The organism is Acidisoma silvae, from assembly GCF_020618775.1.
Taxonomy (GTDB): domain Bacteria; phylum Pseudomonadota; class Alphaproteobacteria; order Acetobacterales; family Acetobacteraceae; genus Acidisoma; species Acidisoma silvae.
Genome location: NZ_JAESVB010000002.1, coordinates 335,385 through 356,053, shown reverse-complemented (window position 1 = coordinate 356,053; position 20,669 = coordinate 335,385). Strand labels below are relative to the sequence as shown.

At 65.0% G+C, this 20,669-nt stretch carries 21 protein-coding genes; 5 read left to right on the top strand and 16 right to left on the bottom strand.

All coding sequences use genetic code 11. The features are described 5' to 3' along the window. Positions 1-4: 4 nt before the first annotated feature. From ASILVAE211_RS06210 to ASILVAE211_RS06160, 11 genes are all read right to left on the bottom strand, one after another. Positions 5-841, bottom strand: a complete 837-nt coding sequence (locus ASILVAE211_RS06210; RefSeq protein WP_227320429.1) for a hypothetical protein — start codon at positions 839-841, stop codon at positions 5-7. 1 nt (position 842) lies between these two features. Next, entirely contained in the window at positions 843-1,496 is a 654-nt protein-coding gene (locus ASILVAE211_RS06205; RefSeq protein WP_227320428.1) for a hypothetical protein, read from the bottom strand. Further along, the gene (locus tag ASILVAE211_RS06200; RefSeq protein ID WP_227320427.1) at positions 1,496-1,873 is read right to left on the bottom strand and encodes a hypothetical protein; all 378 of its coding nucleotides are present in this window, start codon (positions 1,871-1,873) and stop codon (positions 1,496-1,498) included. Before ASILVAE211_RS06200 ends, ASILVAE211_RS06205 begins: the two co-directional genes overlap by 1 nt. A gap of 12 nt (positions 1,874-1,885) precedes the next feature. Continuing rightward, positions 1,886-2,194 (bottom strand): hypothetical protein, encoded by a 309-nt coding sequence (locus tag ASILVAE211_RS06195; RefSeq protein WP_227320426.1) that lies wholly within the window; start codon positions 2,192-2,194, stop codon positions 1,886-1,888. 5 nt (positions 2,195-2,199) lie between these two features. After that, positions 2,200-3,522 carry a DUF4043 domain-containing protein gene (locus ASILVAE211_RS06190; RefSeq protein WP_227320425.1) on the bottom strand — a complete coding sequence of 441 codons (1,323 nt, stop codon included), beginning with the start codon at positions 3,520-3,522 and terminating at the stop codon, positions 2,200-2,202. A gap of 35 nt (positions 3,523-3,557) precedes the next feature. After that, positions 3,558-3,971, bottom strand: a complete 414-nt coding sequence (locus tag ASILVAE211_RS06185) for a phage scaffolding protein (protein ID WP_227320424.1) — start codon at positions 3,969-3,971, stop codon at positions 3,558-3,560. Beyond that, entirely contained in the window at positions 3,958-4,572 is a 615-nt protein-coding gene (locus ASILVAE211_RS06180) for a phage portal protein (RefSeq protein WP_227320423.1), read from the bottom strand. Before ASILVAE211_RS06180 ends, ASILVAE211_RS06185 begins: the two co-directional genes overlap by 14 nt. 29 nt (positions 4,573-4,601) lie before the next feature. Continuing rightward, complete coding sequence (locus tag ASILVAE211_RS06175; RefSeq protein ID WP_227320422.1) at positions 4,602-5,366, bottom strand: hypothetical protein; 765 nt, start codon at positions 5,364-5,366, stop codon at positions 4,602-4,604. A 20-nt stretch (positions 5,367-5,386) separates the two neighbouring features. Beyond that, positions 5,387-6,742, bottom strand: coding sequence for a phage terminase large subunit (terL, locus tag ASILVAE211_RS06170; RefSeq protein ID WP_227320421.1), 1,356 nt, complete (start codon positions 6,740-6,742; stop codon positions 5,387-5,389). Positions 6,743-6,909: 167 nt separating this feature from the next. Beyond that, entirely contained in the window at positions 6,910-8,160 is a 1,251-nt protein-coding gene (locus tag ASILVAE211_RS06165; protein ID WP_227320420.1) for a sulfotransferase family protein, read from the bottom strand. A 118-nt stretch (positions 8,161-8,278) separates the two neighbouring features. Further along, positions 8,279-8,773 carry a DUF6362 family protein gene (locus ASILVAE211_RS06160; protein ID WP_227320419.1) on the bottom strand — a complete coding sequence of 165 codons (495 nt, stop codon included), beginning with the start codon at positions 8,771-8,773 and terminating at the stop codon, positions 8,279-8,281. 186 nt (positions 8,774-8,959) lie between these two features. On the opposite strand from ASILVAE211_RS06160, the gene ASILVAE211_RS06155 reads away from it, so the two are divergent. Further along, positions 8,960-9,400: a helix-turn-helix domain-containing protein gene (locus tag ASILVAE211_RS06155; RefSeq protein WP_227320418.1), complete on the top strand. Its 441-nt coding sequence runs from the start codon at positions 8,960-8,962 to the stop codon at positions 9,398-9,400. A 16-nt stretch (positions 9,401-9,416) separates the two neighbouring features. Here ASILVAE211_RS06155 and ASILVAE211_RS06150 read toward each other — a convergent pair whose 3' ends face one another. Continuing rightward, positions 9,417-11,483, bottom strand: coding sequence for a hypothetical protein (locus tag ASILVAE211_RS06150; protein WP_227320417.1), 2,067 nt, complete (start codon positions 11,481-11,483; stop codon positions 9,417-9,419). Between the two features lie 377 nt (positions 11,484-11,860). Here ASILVAE211_RS06150 and pstS point away from each other — a divergent pair, with 377 nt between their 5' ends. The 3 genes from pstS (at position 11,861) to pstA (ending at position 14,947) form a co-directional block, all read left to right on the top strand. After that, positions 11,861-12,961, top strand: coding sequence for a phosphate ABC transporter substrate-binding protein PstS (gene pstS, locus ASILVAE211_RS06145; RefSeq protein ID WP_227320416.1), 1,101 nt, complete (start codon positions 11,861-11,863; stop codon positions 12,959-12,961). Between the two features lie 19 nt (positions 12,962-12,980). After that, positions 12,981-13,994, top strand: a complete 1,014-nt coding sequence (gene pstC, locus ASILVAE211_RS06140) for a phosphate ABC transporter permease subunit PstC (RefSeq protein WP_227320415.1) — start codon at positions 12,981-12,983, stop codon at positions 13,992-13,994. A gap of 68 nt (positions 13,995-14,062) precedes the next feature. Further along, positions 14,063-14,947, top strand: a complete 885-nt coding sequence (gene pstA, locus ASILVAE211_RS06135; RefSeq protein WP_227320414.1) for a phosphate ABC transporter permease PstA — start codon at positions 14,063-14,065, stop codon at positions 14,945-14,947. A 73-nt stretch (positions 14,948-15,020) separates the two neighbouring features. Here pstA and ASILVAE211_RS06130 read toward each other — a convergent pair whose 3' ends face one another. Both ASILVAE211_RS06130 and ASILVAE211_RS06125 read right to left on the bottom strand, forming a co-directional pair. Continuing rightward, positions 15,021-16,178 carry a pyridoxal phosphate-dependent aminotransferase gene (locus ASILVAE211_RS06130; protein WP_227320413.1) on the bottom strand — a complete coding sequence of 386 codons (1,158 nt, stop codon included), beginning with the start codon at positions 16,176-16,178 and terminating at the stop codon, positions 15,021-15,023. An 18-nt stretch (positions 16,179-16,196) separates the two neighbouring features. After that, a complete protein-coding gene (locus ASILVAE211_RS06125) occupies positions 16,197-17,693 on the bottom strand; it encodes a gamma-glutamyltransferase (protein WP_227320412.1) in 1,497 nt (498 codons plus the stop codon). Between the two features lie 158 nt (positions 17,694-17,851). Between ASILVAE211_RS06125 and ASILVAE211_RS06120 the strand changes: the two genes are divergently transcribed. Next, complete coding sequence (locus ASILVAE211_RS06120; RefSeq protein ID WP_227320411.1) at positions 17,852-18,619, top strand: DsbA family protein; 768 nt, start codon at positions 17,852-17,854, stop codon at positions 18,617-18,619. On the opposite strand, the gene ASILVAE211_RS06115 is transcribed toward ASILVAE211_RS06120, so the two are convergent. Together ASILVAE211_RS06115 and ASILVAE211_RS06110 are read right to left on the bottom strand one after the other, a co-directional pair. Beyond that, the gene (locus tag ASILVAE211_RS06115; protein ID WP_227320410.1) at positions 18,620-19,309 is read right to left on the bottom strand and encodes a DUF1045 domain-containing protein; all 690 of its coding nucleotides are present in this window, start codon (positions 19,307-19,309) and stop codon (positions 18,620-18,622) included. Beyond that, entirely contained in the window at positions 19,306-20,445 is a 1,140-nt protein-coding gene (locus ASILVAE211_RS06110) for an alpha-D-ribose 1-methylphosphonate 5-triphosphate diphosphatase (protein WP_227320409.1), read from the bottom strand. The genes ASILVAE211_RS06115 and ASILVAE211_RS06110 overlap by 4 nt, the downstream gene beginning before the upstream one ends. Positions 20,446-20,669: the final 224 nt, after the last annotated feature.

Below are 20,669 nucleotides of genomic sequence, written 5' to 3'. Positions count from 1 at the left end.
GAAACTAGCCGAGAAGCGGCGCGAGGGGGCCAGCAGGCGAGGACAAAGTCCCGCTGCCGAAAACCATGGCCGGTTGCAGGGCGGTGAGGATGGTGGCGTAGTCGGCGGCATAGATCAGGTCGCGGCGGTAAAGATGCGCTGCCTCCATCTGGTCGATGGTCGCGCCGCCTTCGAGGGTGATGCGTGCGGAGGTACCGTCCGCGAGTGTCAGAAAACGGCTATCCGCCATGGCCGTGTCGATCCGGCCTGCGGTCTCATCCCGCAGCAGCGGATCAGGGCACCAGCAGCTGACGCGAAAGCTCTGTATCTGGCGCCGGGTTTCCCGAAAGGCGCTCTGTGCTTGTTCGACGCGGGCCAATAAAGAGGCCGCACCTGGCACGACCAGAATGGCATTGGCATTCTGCACGAAATAGCCGGCAGCGGTGACCTGCGCAGCAAGGGCGGCGGCAATCAGGGCTGTCGTATCGCCCGCCTGCACCAGATAGACGAAGCTTGTGCCGTCTACCGCGATACCGGCCATTTGCCCCGCGGCCGGCGTTCCGGTGAAGGTGACGATGTTCTGCCGCACTACCACGGTCAGCGTCGGCCTGCTGGCGGTCGTCACGGTCCAGCCTGCGGGATAGCGCGTGGTATCGCGCGGCGATCCGCTCGGAAAAATGCTGACATTGACGATGCCGGCGGCAAGATCGGCCTGCAATGCGGCGGTCGTCGGCCAGCCGCGATAGATGCGGCACAGGGCGGGTGGCGTGCCGATGGTGGAATCGCCGTCACTGCCGTCCGGATAGATCGTGCCGGCAATCACGCGAACCAAAGCGGTTTCGACGTCCGATTGATCCGCCATGTCACGTCGCCGCCTGAATGGCCGTCAGGCGCCAGCCGAGCGCGCTGCGTTCGACGGCGGAGATGATGGCCGTGAGGCCCGTCTCATTCTGCACGAGATCGTCACAGCGCAGATCGGCCAATTCAGAGGGCGGCAAAGCAGGCAGCAGAATTGCCCAGCTTGGCGGTCCAGGCTCGCCCGGCAGGGTGCCACCATTGCGGCTGCCGCTTGCGGCCGTCAGCATGCTGGCAGGCCAATCGACCAGAACGGGCACCTGCCTCTGTGGCGCGACACCGCCATAGGCATTGATGCCGATGGCGTCTGCCCCTTCCGCCCGGCTGAGGCTGACGGTGCGATTGGTCTGCACGCAGACGGTGGGCAGAAGCGGCGGCTGGCTGGCAATGAAGAAGGTGCCGCCCGCGCCCACCAGATAATCGCCGGGCTGCGTATAGCTCGTGTCGTGAACGGCAAACCACAGCGGCTGGCCATAGCGCGCGCCGCGATGCCAGTCGCGATCTTCGCCATGCAATGCCACCGGCAGGCGCAGAATACGATTGCCGGGTGCAAGCGGCATGAAGGCGGAGCGCGGGCGAAAGACATCGTAATCGTCACCCATGCGCAGCGCCGCGAGGCCCTGTCCGCGCGCGACCCGGTCTTGCAATTGTGTCGGGGTCATCACACCACCAGGGTCATACCGGGATCGGTCAAGGCAGGCCCAGGCGGCAGGCCCAGAAAACTGCATAGCCGGCGCCGCCATTCGTCAAGCAGGGTCAGGCGATCCCGCAACTCATCCTTGTTGCGCGTCCAGACGGCGGCCTGGTCGGTATCCAGGCTCTGGCCGGTATGCGGCACCGCCGCTTCCAATCCGCGCAAAGTGCCCAGATAGGTGCGGCAGACGGTTTCCTCGGCGCCGGAGAGATTGTTCAACCGGAATTCCATCAGTCCATAGGCCTGAAAGAAGCGCCAGCCCTGAAAGCCGCTGGCACCCGTGCCATAGGCCGGGTATCCGCAGAACCGTCTAAGGTCGGTCTTCTCGGCGTCGGTAAAGGCCATGGCTTTGTGCTCTCAATATGCCGAGCCGGACCCACGGGTGAGATAGACCGTGCCGCTGCCGCTGCTGAGCAGAACGGCGGCCGCCGTCACCGTGGCGCCCACCGTCAGCAGCAATTGCACGCCGGCAGGCACAGGCAGATCACCGCTGGTCGCGGTCAGGCTGGTGCTGGCGCCCAGGCGCAGAAAGGCGATGCTGCTTGTGCTGTTGAAGACGAGCAGGGACGGGCCGCTACCGCCCAAAGCCACCGCATTGCTGGCGATGCCGGCCGCAACGCTGACGGTTGCTTCCGGACTGAAGGCGGCGATGCTGCCGCTGGCCATGACCGTTACCCCACATGCTCGACCATCACCGCGCGCTTGAACGCGGCATTGGTCGCGGTCGGCACGGTCAGCGGCGTCGTGGTGGTGTCGGACGGCGCGCAGAAGCCGCCGATCCAATACCAGCTTTGGGCAATGATCTGCTGCAGTCGGTCGATCGGCTCGCGCGTTACCATGGCGACGCCATCGACAATGGTGACGATGGAGTCCTTCGGCGCCACATCATCCGCGCCGATGCCGGCGAAATCGCCCTCGATCAGCGCGCCTTGTCCGCAGATGATGGGGCGGCGGATATGCAGGTTCGCCAGCGTCGGATGCTGCTGCACGAAGGCTTCCGTGGTCGGGATGAAGCGCAGGCCCAGGAAGTCGTTGACCATGCCATCCTGGAAGACGGCATTGCTGGAGGTTGCCCCGGTGAACAGAGTCTTGAAATCGGGGTCGGCAAATAGCTGCCGGGCCGAGACCGGATCCAGATAGCAGTTATAGACGCCGTCGATTTCCGGCACCGCGTTCTTGCGCAAGGTCGCGACGGCATCGAGCAGATTGCCCATGGCCAGCGTATCGGTCGCTTGCAGCAGCGTGGTATTGGTGCGGCCGCCCGGCCGCAGAATGGCGCTGGCCGTGGCCGCTTGAACACTATTGCCGCCGGTGCCATCCGCCACCGTGACATTGCTGCCAAAGGTCAATTCGCCGGAAATGCCGTAAGGCGTGGTGGAGGTATTCACGCTGTCGGCCGCCGCGCCGATCAGCGTATAGCTGTCGCTGCCGATCGTGACGGCCAGCGGATTGCCGGACGAGACCGCTGCCTGCACGCCATTCACGAAGATCGTCTGAAAGCCGCGAATGTCATCCACGGCGATCGTCGGGCCGGCGCTGGCAAGTGTCGCGCTTACGCGGGTATTGCCGCCGAAATAGGCGTTGAACAGGGCGTTGCGCGCCAGTTCATCCAGGCTGCGGGCAGCCTGTTCGCCATTGGTATAGGCGTTTTGCAGAAACTGGCTGGCAATGCCGACGCGGCTGGTGACCATATTGAGGTCGGCCGTCGCGGCATAAAAATTCAAGGTCAGCGTATATTGCTCAACGCCCCAGCTCGACGGCGTCAGGCCATTGTCGAGATTGGTGTTGAGCGCGGGCGATAGCGGGGTTGTGACACTCGGCTTCAGCCCGGCGCGGGTCTTGGTCAACGTCTCACCGATGCCGACCGCAATCTCGTCCCGGTCCGCAACCGCGCGATAGCCGAGGCGCGATCGCAAGGCTTGCTGAAACTCGCGTTCCAGAAAGCCCTGCTGGATGATCGGCTGCAAGGCTGCCGGAAAATTCTGGATGCCCATGGCGATCCTCTCGATGCTGATTGGGGGGATGAAGATCAGGTGCGGCGGAGGATCGCGGCGCGCGCCGCGCGGTATTCATCCTTCGTCATCTCGGTCGCCGGCTTCATGCGCGGCGGCTGTGGCGAAGGCGGGGCGGCGGTCGTGCTGGTGGTGGACGCCTGGCCAAACAGCCAGGGTTTCAGGCGCCGGAAGCGATCCATCAGCGCCGTCGCGCCCGTCACCTCGCCTTGCTCGCCGATAGTGAGGGTGGATGTGTCCAGCAGCTTCAAGCCATCGAGATCGACCATTCCGGCGCGTAGCGCCTCGGTCTTCAGTTCCGCCGTCAGAAGATTGGCGCGGGCCTGTTCGGACAAGCTGCGTATCTGCTCTTCCAGCGCGGCGGCGCGCGCCTTCAGCGCTTCCACGCTGTCGGGTTCGGTTTCCGGTGTAATAGTTTCAGCAGTCGTCATCCATTCTGTCCTTGGCAATGCGCGCCAGCTCGGCGGCGACATCGGTGACGCCATAGGCATCACTGATGCTGCGCACGGCGGTTTCGCGGCTGATCTGTCCGGCGGTGGCGAGGGTGGAAAGGCTTTGGGCTGCGGCCAACTGGTCTGCCGCTGTGGGCGGATACCAATTTGGCCAATCAAGCGTCAGGCGCGTGTCGACGGGCGCTTTCGGCGCCTGCCGGCCAAGAACCGTAATCGGATAGCGTTCGGCGGCGCGCAGAACCATCCGCAGCAACGGCAGAATGCCGTTTGTTCCATAGGAAATAAGGAGATTATCGGCGAGCCAGATGAGACCCTGGTTCATCAATTCCAGCGCACGGCCGGATTGCGCGGCGGCGATGCGGTCGGCGGAAGACCGGTTGCCATGCACGCTTTCCAGTGCCAACTCGCGCAGCACGCGCACGTAGTCGATCACCGCATTGGCGGCTGTGCCGCCAATCTCCAGCAGCTTGGCGTCGCCGTCCTTGCTGACCACCAGGGCATTGCCGGCGCCTTTGATAATTTCGCGATCGGCGGTCGCCGGTTCCTTGATGAGAAGCGTGGGGTCGGAACTATAGGTCAAGCCACGTCCGGCCTGGGACAATTGGTAGTCTATTTCGATGCTTGTCTCGATAGCGGCGCGGAAGGTGCAGCCGCCATCGACGCTGTCACCCCCGGGTAGGTTGCGGATCCACACCAGGGGTATGAAGCCCAGGCGATGATGGATCGACCGGCTGTCGTCGATGGCGGGCGCGACGACAGCGGGCAGGCCGACGGGCCAGGGCTGGTACCAGGTCTCGCACTCGCTGTCCCAGACGCGGCGGAACAATAATCGATGTCAGGGTCCGCAATCTCATAGCCTTGTGCCCGCAACATCGTGCCGCGCACCTTGTATTGCTCGGTCACGCTCAGCAGCACATCCGGCGCATCCAGCCGCCAGCAGGGCGTCAGATACAGACTGTCGAGGGCAGAGACATAGACACGGCCTTTCAGGATCCGCAGAAGAATCGCGACCGAGCCGACGGAGCCACGCAGCGCCGCATCCGTCATTACCGCATTCAGCCCGCAATCCTGCATCAGGTCGGACAGGAAACTGCGCAACGTCAGATCGTCACACAGGATGCGTGGAAAATGCCCTTCGCTGAACAGCAGGGCGACGCTGTCTTCCACCACCGTGCGGCACAGCGCATAGCGGATCGAGGGGCGCCGCTGGCGGATGGGAATATACTCGCCACCCGCGCCGCGCTCCTCATGGAACTGATAGGGCAGGCTGTCATACAGCGTGCCGTTCAGCACGCGGCACAATAGGTCAAGCTCGGCGACGCGCGGCGGATAGTCCGCATCGCGCGGCAGCAGGGCACGCAATGTGTCGAACATGGCAATCCGTGTTTACAGGATCATCGGCCCAGCAAGGGCACTTGCAAGCGGCGGGCGGGTTTTGTGGGTGTCGCGAGCGTCATGAAGGCGCGCGACAGTGCATCGACCTGATCGTCCTTCGCGCCATGCGGAAAATCCCTTAGCTCTTCGGCGAAGCTTCGATTCCATGGGGCCTGGATCAGGCTGACATTGCCGGCTTCCACCTGCGCCGCAATCGGACTGGCGCGGGTCAGTTTCGATCCGGTTTCGGGTGATGACCGCACAGTATATCCGGCCAGTTTCCGGGTCAGATAGGCGATCTGCGCCAGGCCAGCCTGGCCTGGGTCTTGCGGCAGAGCGATCACCACGGCGGTGCCGTCCTGCACGGCGGCCGACAGGATCGCAGCCTCGACCTCGCCGGGCGTGCCGCGCAGGCGGCGAATGTCCTGCACGATGAAGCGGTCCTCTGTGTCACGATCCAGCCGCAGTCCCACCGTCCAGTCCGGGTCGCGGCCCGGCGCCGGCACGGCAGCGGCAAGATCCCAGGCGCGGACCCCTGCCAGGGTTTGAAACTGGCCGCCATCGGTCAGGCGCAGGCGCTCGGTCAGAAACAGGCCGCCGGCCGGGGGGCGCGGGTCCTGCTGAAACAAAGCGGCGAAGGCGCGTTCGCCCATGGCCACCTTCTTGCGCAGCAGGGCCGCCGCATCCTCCCAGTCCGGCCAAAGCGCCTCGCCGGGCGCACGGCCCAGCGGGTCGGCGGCGACAGCCAGCGCCGGCAGTTTCACGGACGTCCAGCCGGTCTCCATCTCCAGAATGCGTCCGCCCAGATCATCCTGATGCCAGCGCGTCATGACGAGGATGATGCGGCCACGCGGCTTTAGCCGCGGCAGCAGGTCTGACCGGTACCAGTTCCAGGCATGTTCGCGGGCCAGCGGCGAATCCGCTTCCGCCCAGGATTTGACAGGATCATCGATGATGACAAGGTCAGCGCGGCGTCCGGTGATGGGTCCACGCAGGCCCGTCGCGAAATACTCTCCGCCACGGCTGGTGCGCCAGCGATGGGCGGCACGTTCGTCCCCGGCGATCTTATAGCCCAGAATCTCGGCCTGTTCCTGCACCAGAGCCCGCGTGCGGCGGCCGAAATGGCTGGCCAGACTGTCAGTATGGCAGCAGGTCATCAGCGCGGCGCGCGGATGCTGCGCCAGATACCAGGCCGGAAACAGGATCGAGACATAGGTCGATTTGGCCGAGCCCGGGGGCATCAGCACCATCAGCCGGTCCATCTCGCCGGTGCTGACGGCCTCCAGCCGCTCCATCAGGTAGCGGTGGTGGCGGGCCGGGCTTTGCTCTGCCGATGCCAGGACTTCGTCCGCAAAAGCCGCAAGCCCCAAATCCATGCGGAAATCGGGGCCTCTCAGGTCGGATTGGGTGGAGAAAGCGGCTGATCGTCTGATCAACCTAGAAGCGGTTGATCACGTCAACGACGCAAACAACCATCATGTATATTTATGTGGGAAATTCTGGGGTATTTGTCCAGATAAAATTTACGATATCAAAATAAAAATCAAACCTGCACTTCTTCGATGATGCCGAAGCGCTGCATATAGCTTTTAAAGAAGGTTCGTTCTCGCTTCGCGTCCAGGCCGTGTTCCGCGAAATGATAGACGTTCTGGCCGTAGCCACCACGCTTTCTGCGGTTGATTTCGGTCTCCATGGCCGTGCGCGCATCGGCATGCAGATCCTTGCCGAAATGGCCGTAAAGACGGTCGATGGTGCCGATCGGGTCAGCGATCAATTCGCGATACTGGATATGGCAGATGCCCGGCTCATTGCTCTGCGCCGCATCGTCCCTGTCGGCGACCTCCATCATCTCTTCCACACCCTGATGCCAGCGCCCGGTCACCTGGTCGCCGATATCCGTCTTGTTTTGCACGCCCGTGAAGGGCTGGCGCAGGATTTCCGTCAGCTTCGCGACGGAGGGCAGCACCTTCAGCGGATCGCGATGCACGAAGACGATGCGCGCATCGGGATAGACTTGGCGCACCGCATCAAGGGCAAAGACGTGATCGGGGCATTTCAATACCCATTGCACAGCTTCCGGTGCGTCGCCGCTTTGATATTGCAGATGCTGGAGGAAGCGTTTGTGAAAGCGATAGGCCAGGCTATGGCCCTGGGCATCCTGCCAGGCCAGATAGCTGGGAATGCGAAAGGTCGTATCGAACCGCAGCGACTGAAAGATCTGAGCGGTGATCTCCGTACATTCCTGCGGCATATCGGCGGTCAGCGGATGCACGTCCCGGAAGCCGGGGGCGATCTGGCCGAAATAGCGCAGGTCGCGATCCGTCTGCGCGCGCCGCTTGTCCGGCCCGTGCAGGGGCGGGTAGGGCGCCATGGTTTGCCAGCAACTGGGGCTGCGGGTCATGGGGTCGCAGTCCAGCAGGCGATGCAAGAAGGTCGTGCCGCTACGCGGAAGGCCGGTAATGATCAGCGGGCGGTGGATGGGCGTGCTGACGATGGCAGGCGCGCTTTCCTCCTCGCGCCACATCCGCATCAGGTTGCGCAGGCAGCGGATGGTGTCCCAGCGGACGGCAAATCGTCCGAACAGCGACAGATCGGCCTCGCGCTCCAGCGCGTTGAACAGCACCGTCAGGCCCTCGGCGAATTGCGCCATGCCGAATTCCGGGCCGAAAGCGCTGGCCGGTGCGCCGTTTAGGGCTGTCTTGATCGTCGCTTCGGCATTGAGCGGGCGACGCCCGAGGCCGGTCACGCGTGACATGCGATCAGCAATGGAAAGGGCTGAGGAGGCGATTGTCACGGGCGAGGCGTTTCCTTCACGATCCTCGCGGGGTAGCGGCCTGCTCATAGACGGTCAAGCGACGGCGGCCCCCGGGCAGGCATAACGGTCATTCCGGCAAGGTTCCGGAGTCATGATCCTAGTCAATGCCGGCAGCCTGACGCCGCAAACCATCGAGAATGATGCGGATACCGTCGGCGTGCCAGCGCTGCACGGCTTTGTGATCGGCACCCAGCGCCTCCCCCAGACGGCGCCAGGAAAACAGATGGCGTCCATGAATTGGGTGAACCAGCGCGCGGCAGCCCACGATCCGGCGGAGCAGATAGCGGTCCTGCGGGATCAGCGCGAGATAGCCCATGGCCTTGTCCATGCGGCTGATGCGGGCGGCTGATGGCATCGGCGCCCGCAATTCCGTGAGCGACCAGCCATAGGATTCGGCCGCCTCCCGCAGAACCGGCAGCGCCGTGGTGCGCAGATGCGGTGAAAAGCCGGTGGGCGGCAGAGACAGCAGGGTGGCTCCGGCTTCCTCCAGACAGGCGATCAGCGCCTGCGCTTCGGGAGAGGCATCCGGCCGTCCGGCTGCGGCGCGCCGTTGCGTTTTCTGTGGCCAGGCCGTCGGCTGTGGCGTCGTCATGCGCGAAACTCCTGACGGAAGATCGAGCGGTCGCTCACCTTGGCGATCACACATTGGCGGGGCGCGGCTGATCTGTGTTGAGGGGGAGATAAAGGCTCAGCTAGGGTCACCGGAGATGCGGGCCGAGCGGTGGTTTGTTATCTATCAGAAACGTTAGATTAACTAACATATTTGGGCAAGAGGAAATTGACACGCAAACCAGCAGCCAGCGCCGCGCCGGGCCGGACCGGTTTGGGCCAGGCCGAGACGACAGGGCTGGCCTCCGGCGTGGCCGCCCGCATTCGGCAGCGCCGTCAGGCGCTACGGCTGACGCAGGATGATCTGGCGCGCCGCATCGGCGTCTCCCGCAGCGCCGTGGCGCAATGGGAAACCGACCGCACCGGTCAGGTTCGCGCCAATCTCACGCGGGTGGCCGCCGTTCTCGGCGTCTCCGTCGGCTATCTTCTGGACGGGGGGCATGACGCTGCCTTTTTGACCGCAGAGGGATCGGACGAGCGCGCTTTGCTCAATCTCTACCGGGATCTGCAGGAGGACGGACGGGCCGAACTTTTGCGGATTGCCCGCGCCATGGCGGCGTCGCTCGTCATCCAGCACAACGGCGACAATACCGAGCCCTTGGGAACCTAAGCCTGGGACTGTGCCGTCAATCGTAGCTCGGTCGCGGATTCGTCGCCGAAAGCCGATCGAAATGCCGCAGGATGAGTGCGATCTTGCGAAACAGCAGGCTCACATCGGCCAGTTCGCGCTCCAGCCGTTCGTCTGGTGCCAGCTGCGCCAGCGACGGTTCGCCGGAAATCAGCCGCGCGCCGGCCGATACGCGCAGCGCGGCGGCCGCTTCTCCGTCGACGGTCACGGCGACGGGCTGGCCGATATGGCAGCGGCGGCGCAGGGTCTCATGCTCGGCTTCCGGCACCCGGTCAGCGAGCGCCTCGGTCAGATCGGCATTGAGCCAGAAATAGACCTTCCGTGCGGCAACCAAGTCCAGAAAGCGCGCCTCATCGGCACCGGTTTTGACAGCTTCCCCGGCTGGCAGGGTCAGCGCGAAGCAGCGAATGGTCTCCGTCAGATCCCAGTCGGCCGGGTTGTCGCCGGGCGGGTTATCATTGACCGCTGTCAGGCCGTCAGTCGCCGCAATGCAGCGCTCCACATGACCGACGAAGCGATGCAGTGTCGCGCGCCGCCTGTCGCCCGGAACTTCCGCGAAAGCCTGCATTTCGGCTAGCGCCGCCTGCCAACGCAGGATCAGGCCGTAATTGCCGCCGAGCGCGCTGGGGCCGCTGTCCAGGCAGTCGAGTCCCGCCTGGGCGCGCGGCCACTCGGCCCGCCCGCAGTAAAGCGACAGGCCCGAGGGCAGCGGGTTCCGCGCCAGGCGCGCGGTGACCTCGGCTGGGGCCAGCAGGGCACCCGAGAAGGGCGGGCCCGTGAAGAATTTCGAGCCGGTGATCAGCACCATCCAGCCGCGTGCCAGATAATCGCGGATCGTGCCGGGATGCAGCCGCGTCTGGCAGGCGTCGACGATCACATCCATCGCGCCCGCAAAGCGCTGCCACAGCGCCATGACGGAATCGATGCGCGGCGCCCGCAACCCCGTTTTCGAGACATTCAGAAGATGCAGAATCGGCCGCTGCCCGGCGGCAATCGCGCTTTCCACCGCCGCCACACAATCGGCTTCGATGGCAGACGCACTTCGCACAGCGCCATCGGCGCCGCGCACGGCGACCGAGACAAGGACGGTATCGGGGCGGAAGCCGTCGATGAGCGTGGCTTTCGTCACCGCCACGCCCAGCGCGGTATCGGCGGCAAAATGCTGGCCGCGCGCGGCCAAAGGCACACCGCTGCCGGTTTCTTCCGGTGCGAGAAGAATATTGGTGATCGGGCGGTCGGCACCGGCGCTGGCGAGTGCCAGGGAAATCAGCTCGGCATCCGTGCCGGACGGCGCCAGAACGATGCCGGTGCCGGTCACCAGATCGAAATGATAGGCGAGCGCCGCGCGCACGCGGTCGGCTTCCGTGAAGACGGCTGCCGCAGCCGAGCCGCCGAAGCTGGCCGTGATCATGCGGCGCCGTGCGGCTTCCGCGCCCAGATAGCCGCGCTCCGAGACCGACGAGGCGGTGGAGGAGGCGAAGGTCACCGCCCAGGGGCGGGGCCGGTGGCTGCAACCGTAGCCGTTCAGGCCAGTAAAGGGATCGACGCCCAGGCGCGCATCGCCGCCCTGCTCCATCAGCCATTCGCTAGGCCCGAGGATGGACCAGGCATCGATGAGTTTCGCGTGCGATGCGGGGCTCAGATCCTGGCCCGGTCCGGCCTGCTGATAGATGCTCAGCTTGGCCCATAGACGCCGGGCCGTGGTCAGGTCCGGAGCGGCATAGCCCGTCAGGGGCGCGATCCAGCCGGGCAGGGTGGCCCCGGCAGACCCATAGGTCTCCAGCGCCACGGCCAGAGCGGCGCAGCGGGCAGCGGCAAGGCCCGCGAGGGCCGGGTCGGCAATACCGCTCAGCCAGGCCAGTTCCATGGCGTGGCGCATATGAAACAGGCTTTCGGCCGATGGCGACAGCAGCGGGGCGCCGAGCAGAATTCGCGGCTCGGTGGTCAGCAGGAAAGGTTCGGTCAGGCTCTCATCGACGCCGATCGCGACATCGGCGAGCAGCAGCCGCAATTCGGGGTGGCGCAGGTGGTCGGTGACGGCGCGTGGCATAACGTCGGGCGGCATGACGCTCCCCTTATCCTCTGGCGCATGCCGCTGAATCGCGTCACGCAACGGCCATGTCGCGCTCGCGCACGATGGGCCTATGCTATGACATGGTGGGGCGGCAGGCCCGGTTACTGACGCTCACAGACTGGCAGCCCACCCACGCGGGCAAAGAAACGCGGTCCATGTCGCTCAAGGCAAAATATTATCGCGCCATGGCGTGCAAGGCCATGCGTTTCTTCCTCCCGCCTTCAAGGCGAAAGCTGGGGCAATTTTTACAAAAGGTAAGGATGTCACAGAACTGCAACGCGACTGTCATCCCAGTCCCGGTTATCCCCTCGTAAACGCCTCGCACCGCGGTCACTCGGATCGTTGTTAATCAGGCTTTGGAGAATGTCATGTCGGACGGCACGCTGCTTCCGCGCGTTACGCGCGCTCAATTTCTGAAATCCGTCAGCCTCGCGGCTGTTGGCCTCACCATTCCTGGCATCGTCGGCGCTGCCCACGCGGCCGAAGATGTGACGATCCTCGAGACGGGCTCCAGCCTGCTCTATCCGCTCTTCAACCTCTGGGTTCAGGGCTATAGCAAGATCGCGCCGACGCTCCGCATCACGACACAGAGCACGGGTTCCGGCACCGGCATCGCCCAGGCGATCAAGGGCATCGCGCAGATCGGCGCGTCCGACGCCTATATGGCCGGCCCGCAGGTCAAGAAGAACCCGACCATGCTGAACATCCCGCTGGCGATTTCGGCTCAGAACATCATCTACAACCTGCCCGGCCTGAACGGCAGCGCGCTGAACATGAGCGGCCCGGTTCTCGCGGGCATCTACAGCGGCAAGATCACCAACTGGAACGACAAGGCGATCGCCGCCCTCAATCCGGGCGTTGCTCTGCCGAACCACGCCATCCTCCCGATCCATCGCACCGATGGCAGCGGCGACACCTTCATCTTCACGCAGTATCTGTCCAAGTCGACCCCGGAATGGGCCTCGAGCGTTGCCTTCGGCACCACGGTCAGCTGGCCGGCGGTTCAGGGTGGAATCGGCGCCATCGGCAACCCGGGCATGGTGCAGACTGCGGCCCAGAACCCCTACTCGATCGCTTATGTCGGCGTGAGCTTCCTGGCGCAGATCCAGGCCGCTGGCCTCGGCGTCTCCCCGCTGCAGAACAAGGCCGGCAAGTTCGTCCTGCCGAACCCGCAGACCATCGTGGCCGCCGCTTCCGGCCTCATCGACTCCACCCCGGCCGATCAGCGCATCAGCCTGATCTTCGCTGACGGTGAGATGGCCTACCCGATCATCAACTACGAATACGCGATCGTCGACTCGAAGCAGCCGAGCGCCGCGCTCGCCAAGGCGATCAAGGGTCTTCTGACCTGGGCGATCGATCCGACGGGCGGCAGCACCGGCGACTATCTCTCCAAGGTGCATTTCGTTGCCCTGCCGGACAAGATCCGCATGCAGAGCCACGCCCGCATCGCGACGATCGCCGCCTAATCGCATGAGCCAGGCTCAGATGGATTCCACGTCGGCCGGGCTTGCCCGGTCGGCCGTGAAGGCAAAAGGTCGGCGGGGGCCCACAAACCCCTTCCGCATGGCTTTGATCGGTCTGGCCGGGGTTATCCCGGTCGTCATCGCTGCCGTTCTCCTTTTCCTTGTCGTCTATGCCTGGCCGGCGATCCGGTTCAACGGCATCGACTTCCTGCTCACCAAGACATGGGATCTCGGCAATCTCTATGCCGATCCGGTTCCGCGTCATGGTGTGCTGGCCCCGATCGGTGCGACTTACGGTTGCCTTGTCTTCGTGGCCGGGACACTCGCCAGCTCCTTCCTTGCCTTGCTGGTGGCGGTTCCGGTCAGCCTCGGGATCGCGGTCTTCCTGGCGGAAGGTGTAAAGCGCCAGCTGCGCACCCCCTTCGCCATCGTGGTGGAATTGCTGGCCGTGGTGCCGAGCGTCGTCTACGGCCTCTGGGGCATCATCGTCCTGGTGCCGATCGCGGCCCATATCATCGCGCCGGTCCTTGCCGCGGTTTTCCCCTTCATCCCCTTTCTGGCGCAGGCCGGCGGCAGCGGCTTCGGCCTGCTCTCCTCCTCCCTCGTGCTCGCTTTGATGGTCATTCCGGTCATCACCATCACGGTCTTCGACGCGCTCACCCGCATCCCCAAGGAAGCGAAGGAAGCTGCCTACGCGCTTGGCACGACCAAGTTCGAGATGGTCTTCTTCACTATGCTGCCGATGATCCGCCCAGCCGTCATCGGTGCGGTCATCCTGGGCCTGGGCCGTGCGCTGGGTGAGACCATGGCCGTTCTCATGGTCTCCGGCGGTGCGCTGAACTATATGCCGACGACGCTGATGAGCCCGATCAGCACCATGGCCTCCTTCATTCTGTCGCAGCTCGACAGCGCCGAGCAGGACGAATCGGGTCTTGCCGTGCAGTCGCTGGCCGAAATTGCCATCGTGTTGTTCGTCATCACCGTTGTCGTCAATATCGTGGCCCGTCTCCTGGTCCGCAAAGGCGCCAGTCGCTAACCTTTTTGATCAGGGCAGGCGGCAATCCGCCGCCGGCCCTCTCGCTTCTCGATTTTGGGATAGAGACAATGACTGAGGCGGCCTTTGCCCCCAGCTTCAACCGCGCCGCCACGAAGCCGCGCGCGGTTGCCGGCCGCAAGCTGCGCAGCAGCATCGGCTGGGCCTTCTGCGCCTTCAGCTTTCTGCTGGTCGCAGCGCCGCTGATCGACATTATTCTTCTGGTCCTGGTCCGCGGCTTTTCCGCCTTGTCTGTGCAGCTTTTGACGCAGGTGACGCAGGGCGTCAGCGGCGGTCTGCTCAATGCCATCGAAGGCACGGTCGTGCTGTCCATCGGCGCGTTGCTGTTCGGCGTGCCCATCGGGGTTGGCGCCGGCATCTATCTGGCGGAATTCGGCAACGGCCGCTTCGGTCAGATCGTCCGCTTCATGGCCGATGTGCTGACGGGCGTGCCGTCCATCGTGCTCGGCTATTTCTCCTACGTGACAATGGTGAACTGGCTGGGCTGGAAGTTTTCGGTTCTGGCCGCCTCCATCACTCTCGCGATCATGGTCCTGCCCTATATGGCCAAGATGACGGAACTGGTGCTGCGCCAGATCCCCATCCCCATGCGCGAAGCGGCCTATGCGCTCGGTGCCGGGGACAGCAAGGTCGTCATGCGCGTGCTGCTGCCCGTTGCTTTGCCGGGCATCCTGACCGCCATTCTGCTGTCGCTGGCCATTTCGGTCGGTGAGACGGCGCCGCTGATCTACACCGCCGGCTGGTCCAACTATCTCTGGAACGGCCAGGTCGTGCATCAGCCGATCGGCTATCTGACCTATGTCATCTGGAGCTTCATCAACCAGCCCTTCGCCTCGGCCCATGCGCTGGCCTTCGCCGCCGCCCTGCTGGTGATGATGACAGTTCTGGCCATCAACCTCGCCGCCCGCGCCATCCTGCGCGTCCGTGGTGCCTGACAGGGTCTGACAGCAGAAACAAAAACGGCGGCCCTCGCAGGGGCCGCCGTTTTTGTTTGGGTCAGGGTGACGGCTACCAGCGCAGAAGGCGCTCGGCCGCTTCCGCCATCTCGGCCTCGCCGCCGCAATAGCTGAAGCGGACGAAATGCGCGCCATGCCGGTGGTCGAAATCGACTCCTGGTGTCGCGGCGATGCTCAGTTCCCGCAGCATGCGTGCGCAGAAATCCGTGCTTGCCTCGCCACGGTCACTGATATCGGCATAGAGGTAGAACGCGCCTTCGGCAGCGCTCAGCCGCGTGAAACCGGCGCGCGGCAGAGCCTCCAGCAGCAGGTCGCGCGACCGCCGGTAGCCCTCCCGCCGCGCGTCGAGTTCCGCTCCGCAGTCGAAAGCGGCCTCGGCCGTCACTTGCGCGATATGCGGCGCGCTGATGAACATATTCTGCGCCAGCCGTTCCACCGCGCGGCAGAGATCTTCCGGCAGCACCATCCAGCCGACGCGCCAGCCGGTCATGGAAAAGTATTTCGAGAAACTGTTGATCACGATGGCGGACGGGCTGAAGGCGGCGGCGGTCGCGATCGGGCTGTCGTAATGTAGCCCGTGATAGATTTCGTCGCTGACCAGCCGCACGCCATTGGCGTCGCACCATTGCGCGATGGCGGCGAGTTCGTCCCGGTGCAGCATGGTTCCGGCCGGGTTGCAGGGGCTGGCCAAAATCAGCCCTGCCGGGCGTGGCTCCAGCCGCTCCAGCATCGCGACGGTCGGCTGAAAGCGGGTCTCGGCATCCGTTTCCAGAATGACGGGCTTCATGCCGAGCGCGGTCAGGATATTCACGTAAGGCGGATAATAGGGGGCGGCCAGGGCGATGCTGTCGCCCGGGTCGAAGGCCGACAGGAAAGCGAGCGGAAAGGCGCCCGAAGCGCCCGTCGTGACCGCGATGCGGGCCGGGTCGAGGCTCGTCCCATACCAGTCCTGGTAATGCCGGGCGATGCGATGGCGCAGGCTTGTCAGCCCGAAGGCCTCCGTATAGCCCAGTGGATGGCCGCGCCCGAGCGCGGCCATTGCGGCCTCAACGGCCTGAAGCGGCGCACCCAGCGCGGGCTGGCCGACTTCCATGCGAATGACGCGCGGGTCATGCGGCCCCGCTTTCGCGGCATGGGCATTGGCGGCGGCGATGACATCCATCACCCGAAAGGGCGGGATATCGGCGCCCCGCCCGATTTTCAGGGCCATGCCGCGACGCCCTGCCGGTTAGTTCGACTTCTTGCCGATATGGCCGATGGCGATGCCGGTACCGCGCGGATCGGTCACCCAGACGCAGCTCTTGAAGTCGCCCGGCACGCGATCCGGGCAGTTCACGCCATTGATACGGCCCGGCTCGGGCACCGTCATGCCGAAGGCGCGGCCACGGTCATGCAAGGCGTTATAGGCGGCAATGCCGGCTGCCAGCGGCGCGCCTTCCTGGCCTGTGGCACCAATGGCGGCCCGGAAGGAATTCGTAGGCTTGTTCCAGATCAGCACAGGGGCGAGCAGCGGCGCGCGGCCATGGTCGGGCGCGGCGGCCAGCAGAATGCCGGTGCCGGGCGCGATGCGGCCGGTGCCGAACAGATTGTTCATGGTGAGTGAGCAGGCGACGGCCGCACCCGACCCGTCCAGCGTCACGAAGCTGGTCGAGGCCGCCAGCGGCGGCAGACTGCCGGCCGGCAGATTGGCGTCCTTCAGCAAAGCCTGCGGATCGGCCTGATCGGTGCCGTTGCGATAGGCGGTGGCGACGGCCAGCGCCGCATTATTGGCGCCGGCGGGGTTGGTCGGGTCCTTGCGCATCTGCTGGTAAGCGGCGGCAGCCGCGACACCGCCGTCGGTCGGCAGGAAGTTCAGCACATTGCGGTCGTCATGCAGCGTAAGGGGTGTTTCTTCCAGCGGCACGGCATGGTCCAGATCGGCCTGGCTGATCGGACCGCCGGCCTGGGCCGATGCCTGGGAGAAGCTTTGCGCGAACGGGCCCTGATAAAGATTGGCGACGCCCTGGGCGCGCAAGACATCCAGCGTGTTGGCCAGATCCGGCTGCACCATCGTCTCGCCGGCCTGCAAGGGCTGGCCGGCGGCATTGGCGAAGACGGCGCGGGCCGAAGGGTCCGCCAGAAGCGGGCCGGCCACGACGGACAGGTCATTCGCCAGCGTCTTGGATACCGGCACGCCGAGAGCGGCCATGCGCTGGGCCGGCGCTATCAGCTGCTGGATCGGCGTATAGCCGTAGATCGCCTGCATCAGCAGCAGGCCGCGTGCCGTCATCGGCACGGCTGCCGGACGGCTGCCGGCGGTCGCGGCGGATGGCGATGTGAAGACGAAGGCCTCGGGCTGGGCGACGCCATTCGTCTTCACGAAGGGTGAGTAGGCGACGCAGCCGCCGCCACCGCCCAGCGAGGCGCGGGAAGGCAGGGTGACCATCAGCGCGAAGGCGACGGCCGTTGCCGCATCGGCGGCCGTGCCGCCATTGGCCAGGATGGTGCGGCCGGCTTCGGCGGCCAGGGGCTCGTCGGCAATGACGACGCCGGACCAATCGGCCTTCGTCACACCCGGAACCGGCGCGTCATTCGGGTTCGGCCCGGCGCCCGGCAGGCGACGATGGGCCAGGTTGCCCAAGCCGCAGGCACTGAGACCGACGGCAAGCGCCGCCATGGCCGCCGTGGACCGGAAGAGGGATTTCGTCTTCGAAAACCGAATGGGCGAGGCCGGAAAAATTGCCATCATCATCTTCGCGCGAAAAGCGCGCCACTCCAGTTGGGGTCGGGGGCCGGATTGGCCCAAGCTATGGAAGGGTGCCATAAACGGCTTCATATGCGGCGGCAACCGCATGGGTGCGCTTCCGGCGCGCTTATTGAGTGTTCCTGGGGAAAGTGACCGCCATGTCCTATCGCTCTGTTTTCCTGGCCGCCGGCCTGATTTTCACGTCAGTGGCTGGTGTCGGCCCGGTTTTCGCCCAGCAAAGCACGTCGGCGGCGGACGGCTCGGCGCTGACACCGGCGCAGCGCGCGGCCGTCAACGCCCTCATCCGGCAGGAACTGGTGGAAGACCCGTCCATCCTGCGCGCCGCCATCGGCGCATTGCAGGCACAGGATCAGGCGTCCCAGGCGAACGCCCAGGGCAAGGCCATTGCTGCGGCGCAGCCCGAACTGGTGAGCAATGCGGCCGATCCCTCGATAGGCAATCCCCATGCGCCGATTACGGTTGTGGAATTCTACGACACGCGCTGCCCTTATTGCCGGGTCATGCGGCCGGAATTTTCGGCGCTGGTGAAACAGAATCCCAATGTCCGCGTCGTCTTCAAAGATATCCCGATTCTGGGCGATAACAGCGTCGTGGAAGCCCATGCCCTGCTCGCGGCGCAGCGCCAGGGCGGCTACGAAAAGATGCAGGCGGCCTTGATGACCGAGCCGGCGCCGCCAACCGAAAGCCATCTGCGCAATCTGGCCGATCAGCTTGGCCTGAACGGCAATCAGCTCATCCATGACATGAGTGACCCGGCCATCACCCAGCGCCTGACCGCCAATACGACGCTCGCGCAGCAACTCGGCATCACTGGCACACCGGGCATCATCGTCGGCACCCAACTAGTGCCGGGTGCCATCAGCCTCGATGATCTCCAGAAGCTTGTTGCCGCCCAGGCGAGCTAACTAACCACCCAGCGGGACGCGCGCCGTCAAGGTGAAGGGCGCGCCGCTTTCGGCCTGGGTATAGACCGCGAGACTGTCGCAAACGCGCGGCTGAGTCAGGCTCGACGCGAAAAAAGCCTCGGCGGCCGGCAGCAGTCTGGCCATCTCGGCCGCGTCCAGCCGGCGGGTCAGCGTCAGGTGAAAGCGCCATAGCTGGAAGACGTAAGGGTAGCCCCAGCGCGCCAGCATGGCCTCTTCGGGGGCAGAAAGGCCGGCTTTTCGCCGCCGTGCCAATTCCGCCTCGCTCGGTCGCGCCCGGCAATCGTCGAGGCTGGCGACCGTCACATCGGCCAAGGCCTGCAGATCGGGGCTGGGCTCGGCTTCCCGCACCGCCAGAAAGCCGTGCAGGTTCTGTACGGAAAGACGGGGCATCGCGAAAGGCCGCAGCCCCTGCGCCAAAGCCTGTACCGCTTCAAGGAAAGCTTCGTAGCTGACGCCATCGGCAAGGCGCATCGGCGGTTTCAGCGTGCCGTGAAAGCCATAGCCGGACGGGTCGCGGGTCAGGTCAGGGTCGGTCACGGCTTCGGACGGCTGAAATTCCTCGCCACTTTCCGGATCGCGGCCGAGCCATTGGCAGCCGGCCGTCCAGAGCGGATCATCCTTGGCCGGCGCGTAATAGACGGCGACACGAAACCCTGCTGCGCTGCTCATGCCACGCGCTCCCCCTGCCGCCAGACGCCGCGCACGATCGGCACGCCGTCATAGAGGCGCACGCGCACCAGATCGGCCTGCAATCCGGGTGCGATCCGGCCGCGATCGGCGAGATTCGCCATCCGCGCGGGATGATCGGTGACCAGCGCAATCGCCTGCGGCAGCGACAAGCCCGCCACCGTCGTTGCCATGATCGCGGCTTCCAGCATGGCCGCCGGCACATAGTCGGAGGCGAAGGCATCCACCGCGCCGGCCCGCAGCAGGTCGGCTGCCGCCACATTGCCGGAATGGGATCCGCCGCGCACCACATTGGGCGCGCCGGCAATGGTCGTCATCCCGTAGCTTTGGGCGGCTTGGGCGGCTAGCATCGTCACAGGGAATTCGGCGATGCGGATGCCGTCCGCCACATTCTCGGCAACGTCTTCCAGCGTGCGGTCGTCATGGCTGGCCAATGCGATGGCGCGGCCCTGCATTTTATCCAGCACGACCTTCCGGTTATGCGCCCGCCATTGGGCGCGGGACGCGCGCTGCTGGGCGAGTTTGGTTTCGACTTCCTCTTCCGTCAGCCCGTCGCGGCGCAAAAGGTCGCGGTATTTTTCGACATCGCCCCATTGGCCGACGCCGGGGGAGTGGTCCATCAGACTGACCAGCGCCAGCCGCGCGTGATCGGCATAGGGCAGAAACAGCGCTTCCATGTCGGGCGCCGGCAATTCGCAACGCAAATGCAGCAGATGCTCGGATTTGAGCAGACCGGCGGCGCTCAACTCATCCATATCGGCCACGCCATCGACGAAGGTGCGGGTCCGCTCCTCCTGAAAGCCCAGGTCGCCGACGCAGAAACTGTCGAAGACGGTGGTGACGCCGGCGACCGCACATTGTGCGTCATGCGCGATCATGGCTGAGCGCGAAGGCCAGCGCGCGGTCGCCCGTGGCAGCACCTGGCGTTCCAGATTGTCGGTATGGAGATCGATCAGGCCGGGGATCAGCAGATCGCCGTCGAGGTCGATGGCGGCGGAAAGGGCGCTGGCGCCGGCATCGATCGCTGCAATCCGCGTGCCCGCGACCGCCAGGCTGCCGTTCAGGACGTCATCGTCAAGGACGATGCGGCCGCCGGTGAAGACGGTTTCAACGCCCATGGGTCGGGCCGGCGGACGAAGGCAGAGCGAAAGGCAAGGTCATGATCGCTTCACGGAAAATGCGGGTTTCCGAGGTTAGCCGGTCTCGCAAGGCAGGGTAACCCCGGCTTCGCTCGGCGAATATCGCTGGCAAATTGCCACGCAGTTTGTTAGTTTTACTAACGTAACGATGCGAAAGCCCAGGCACCATGCTGAGCAACGCCATCCTGAATGCGCTCTGGCCG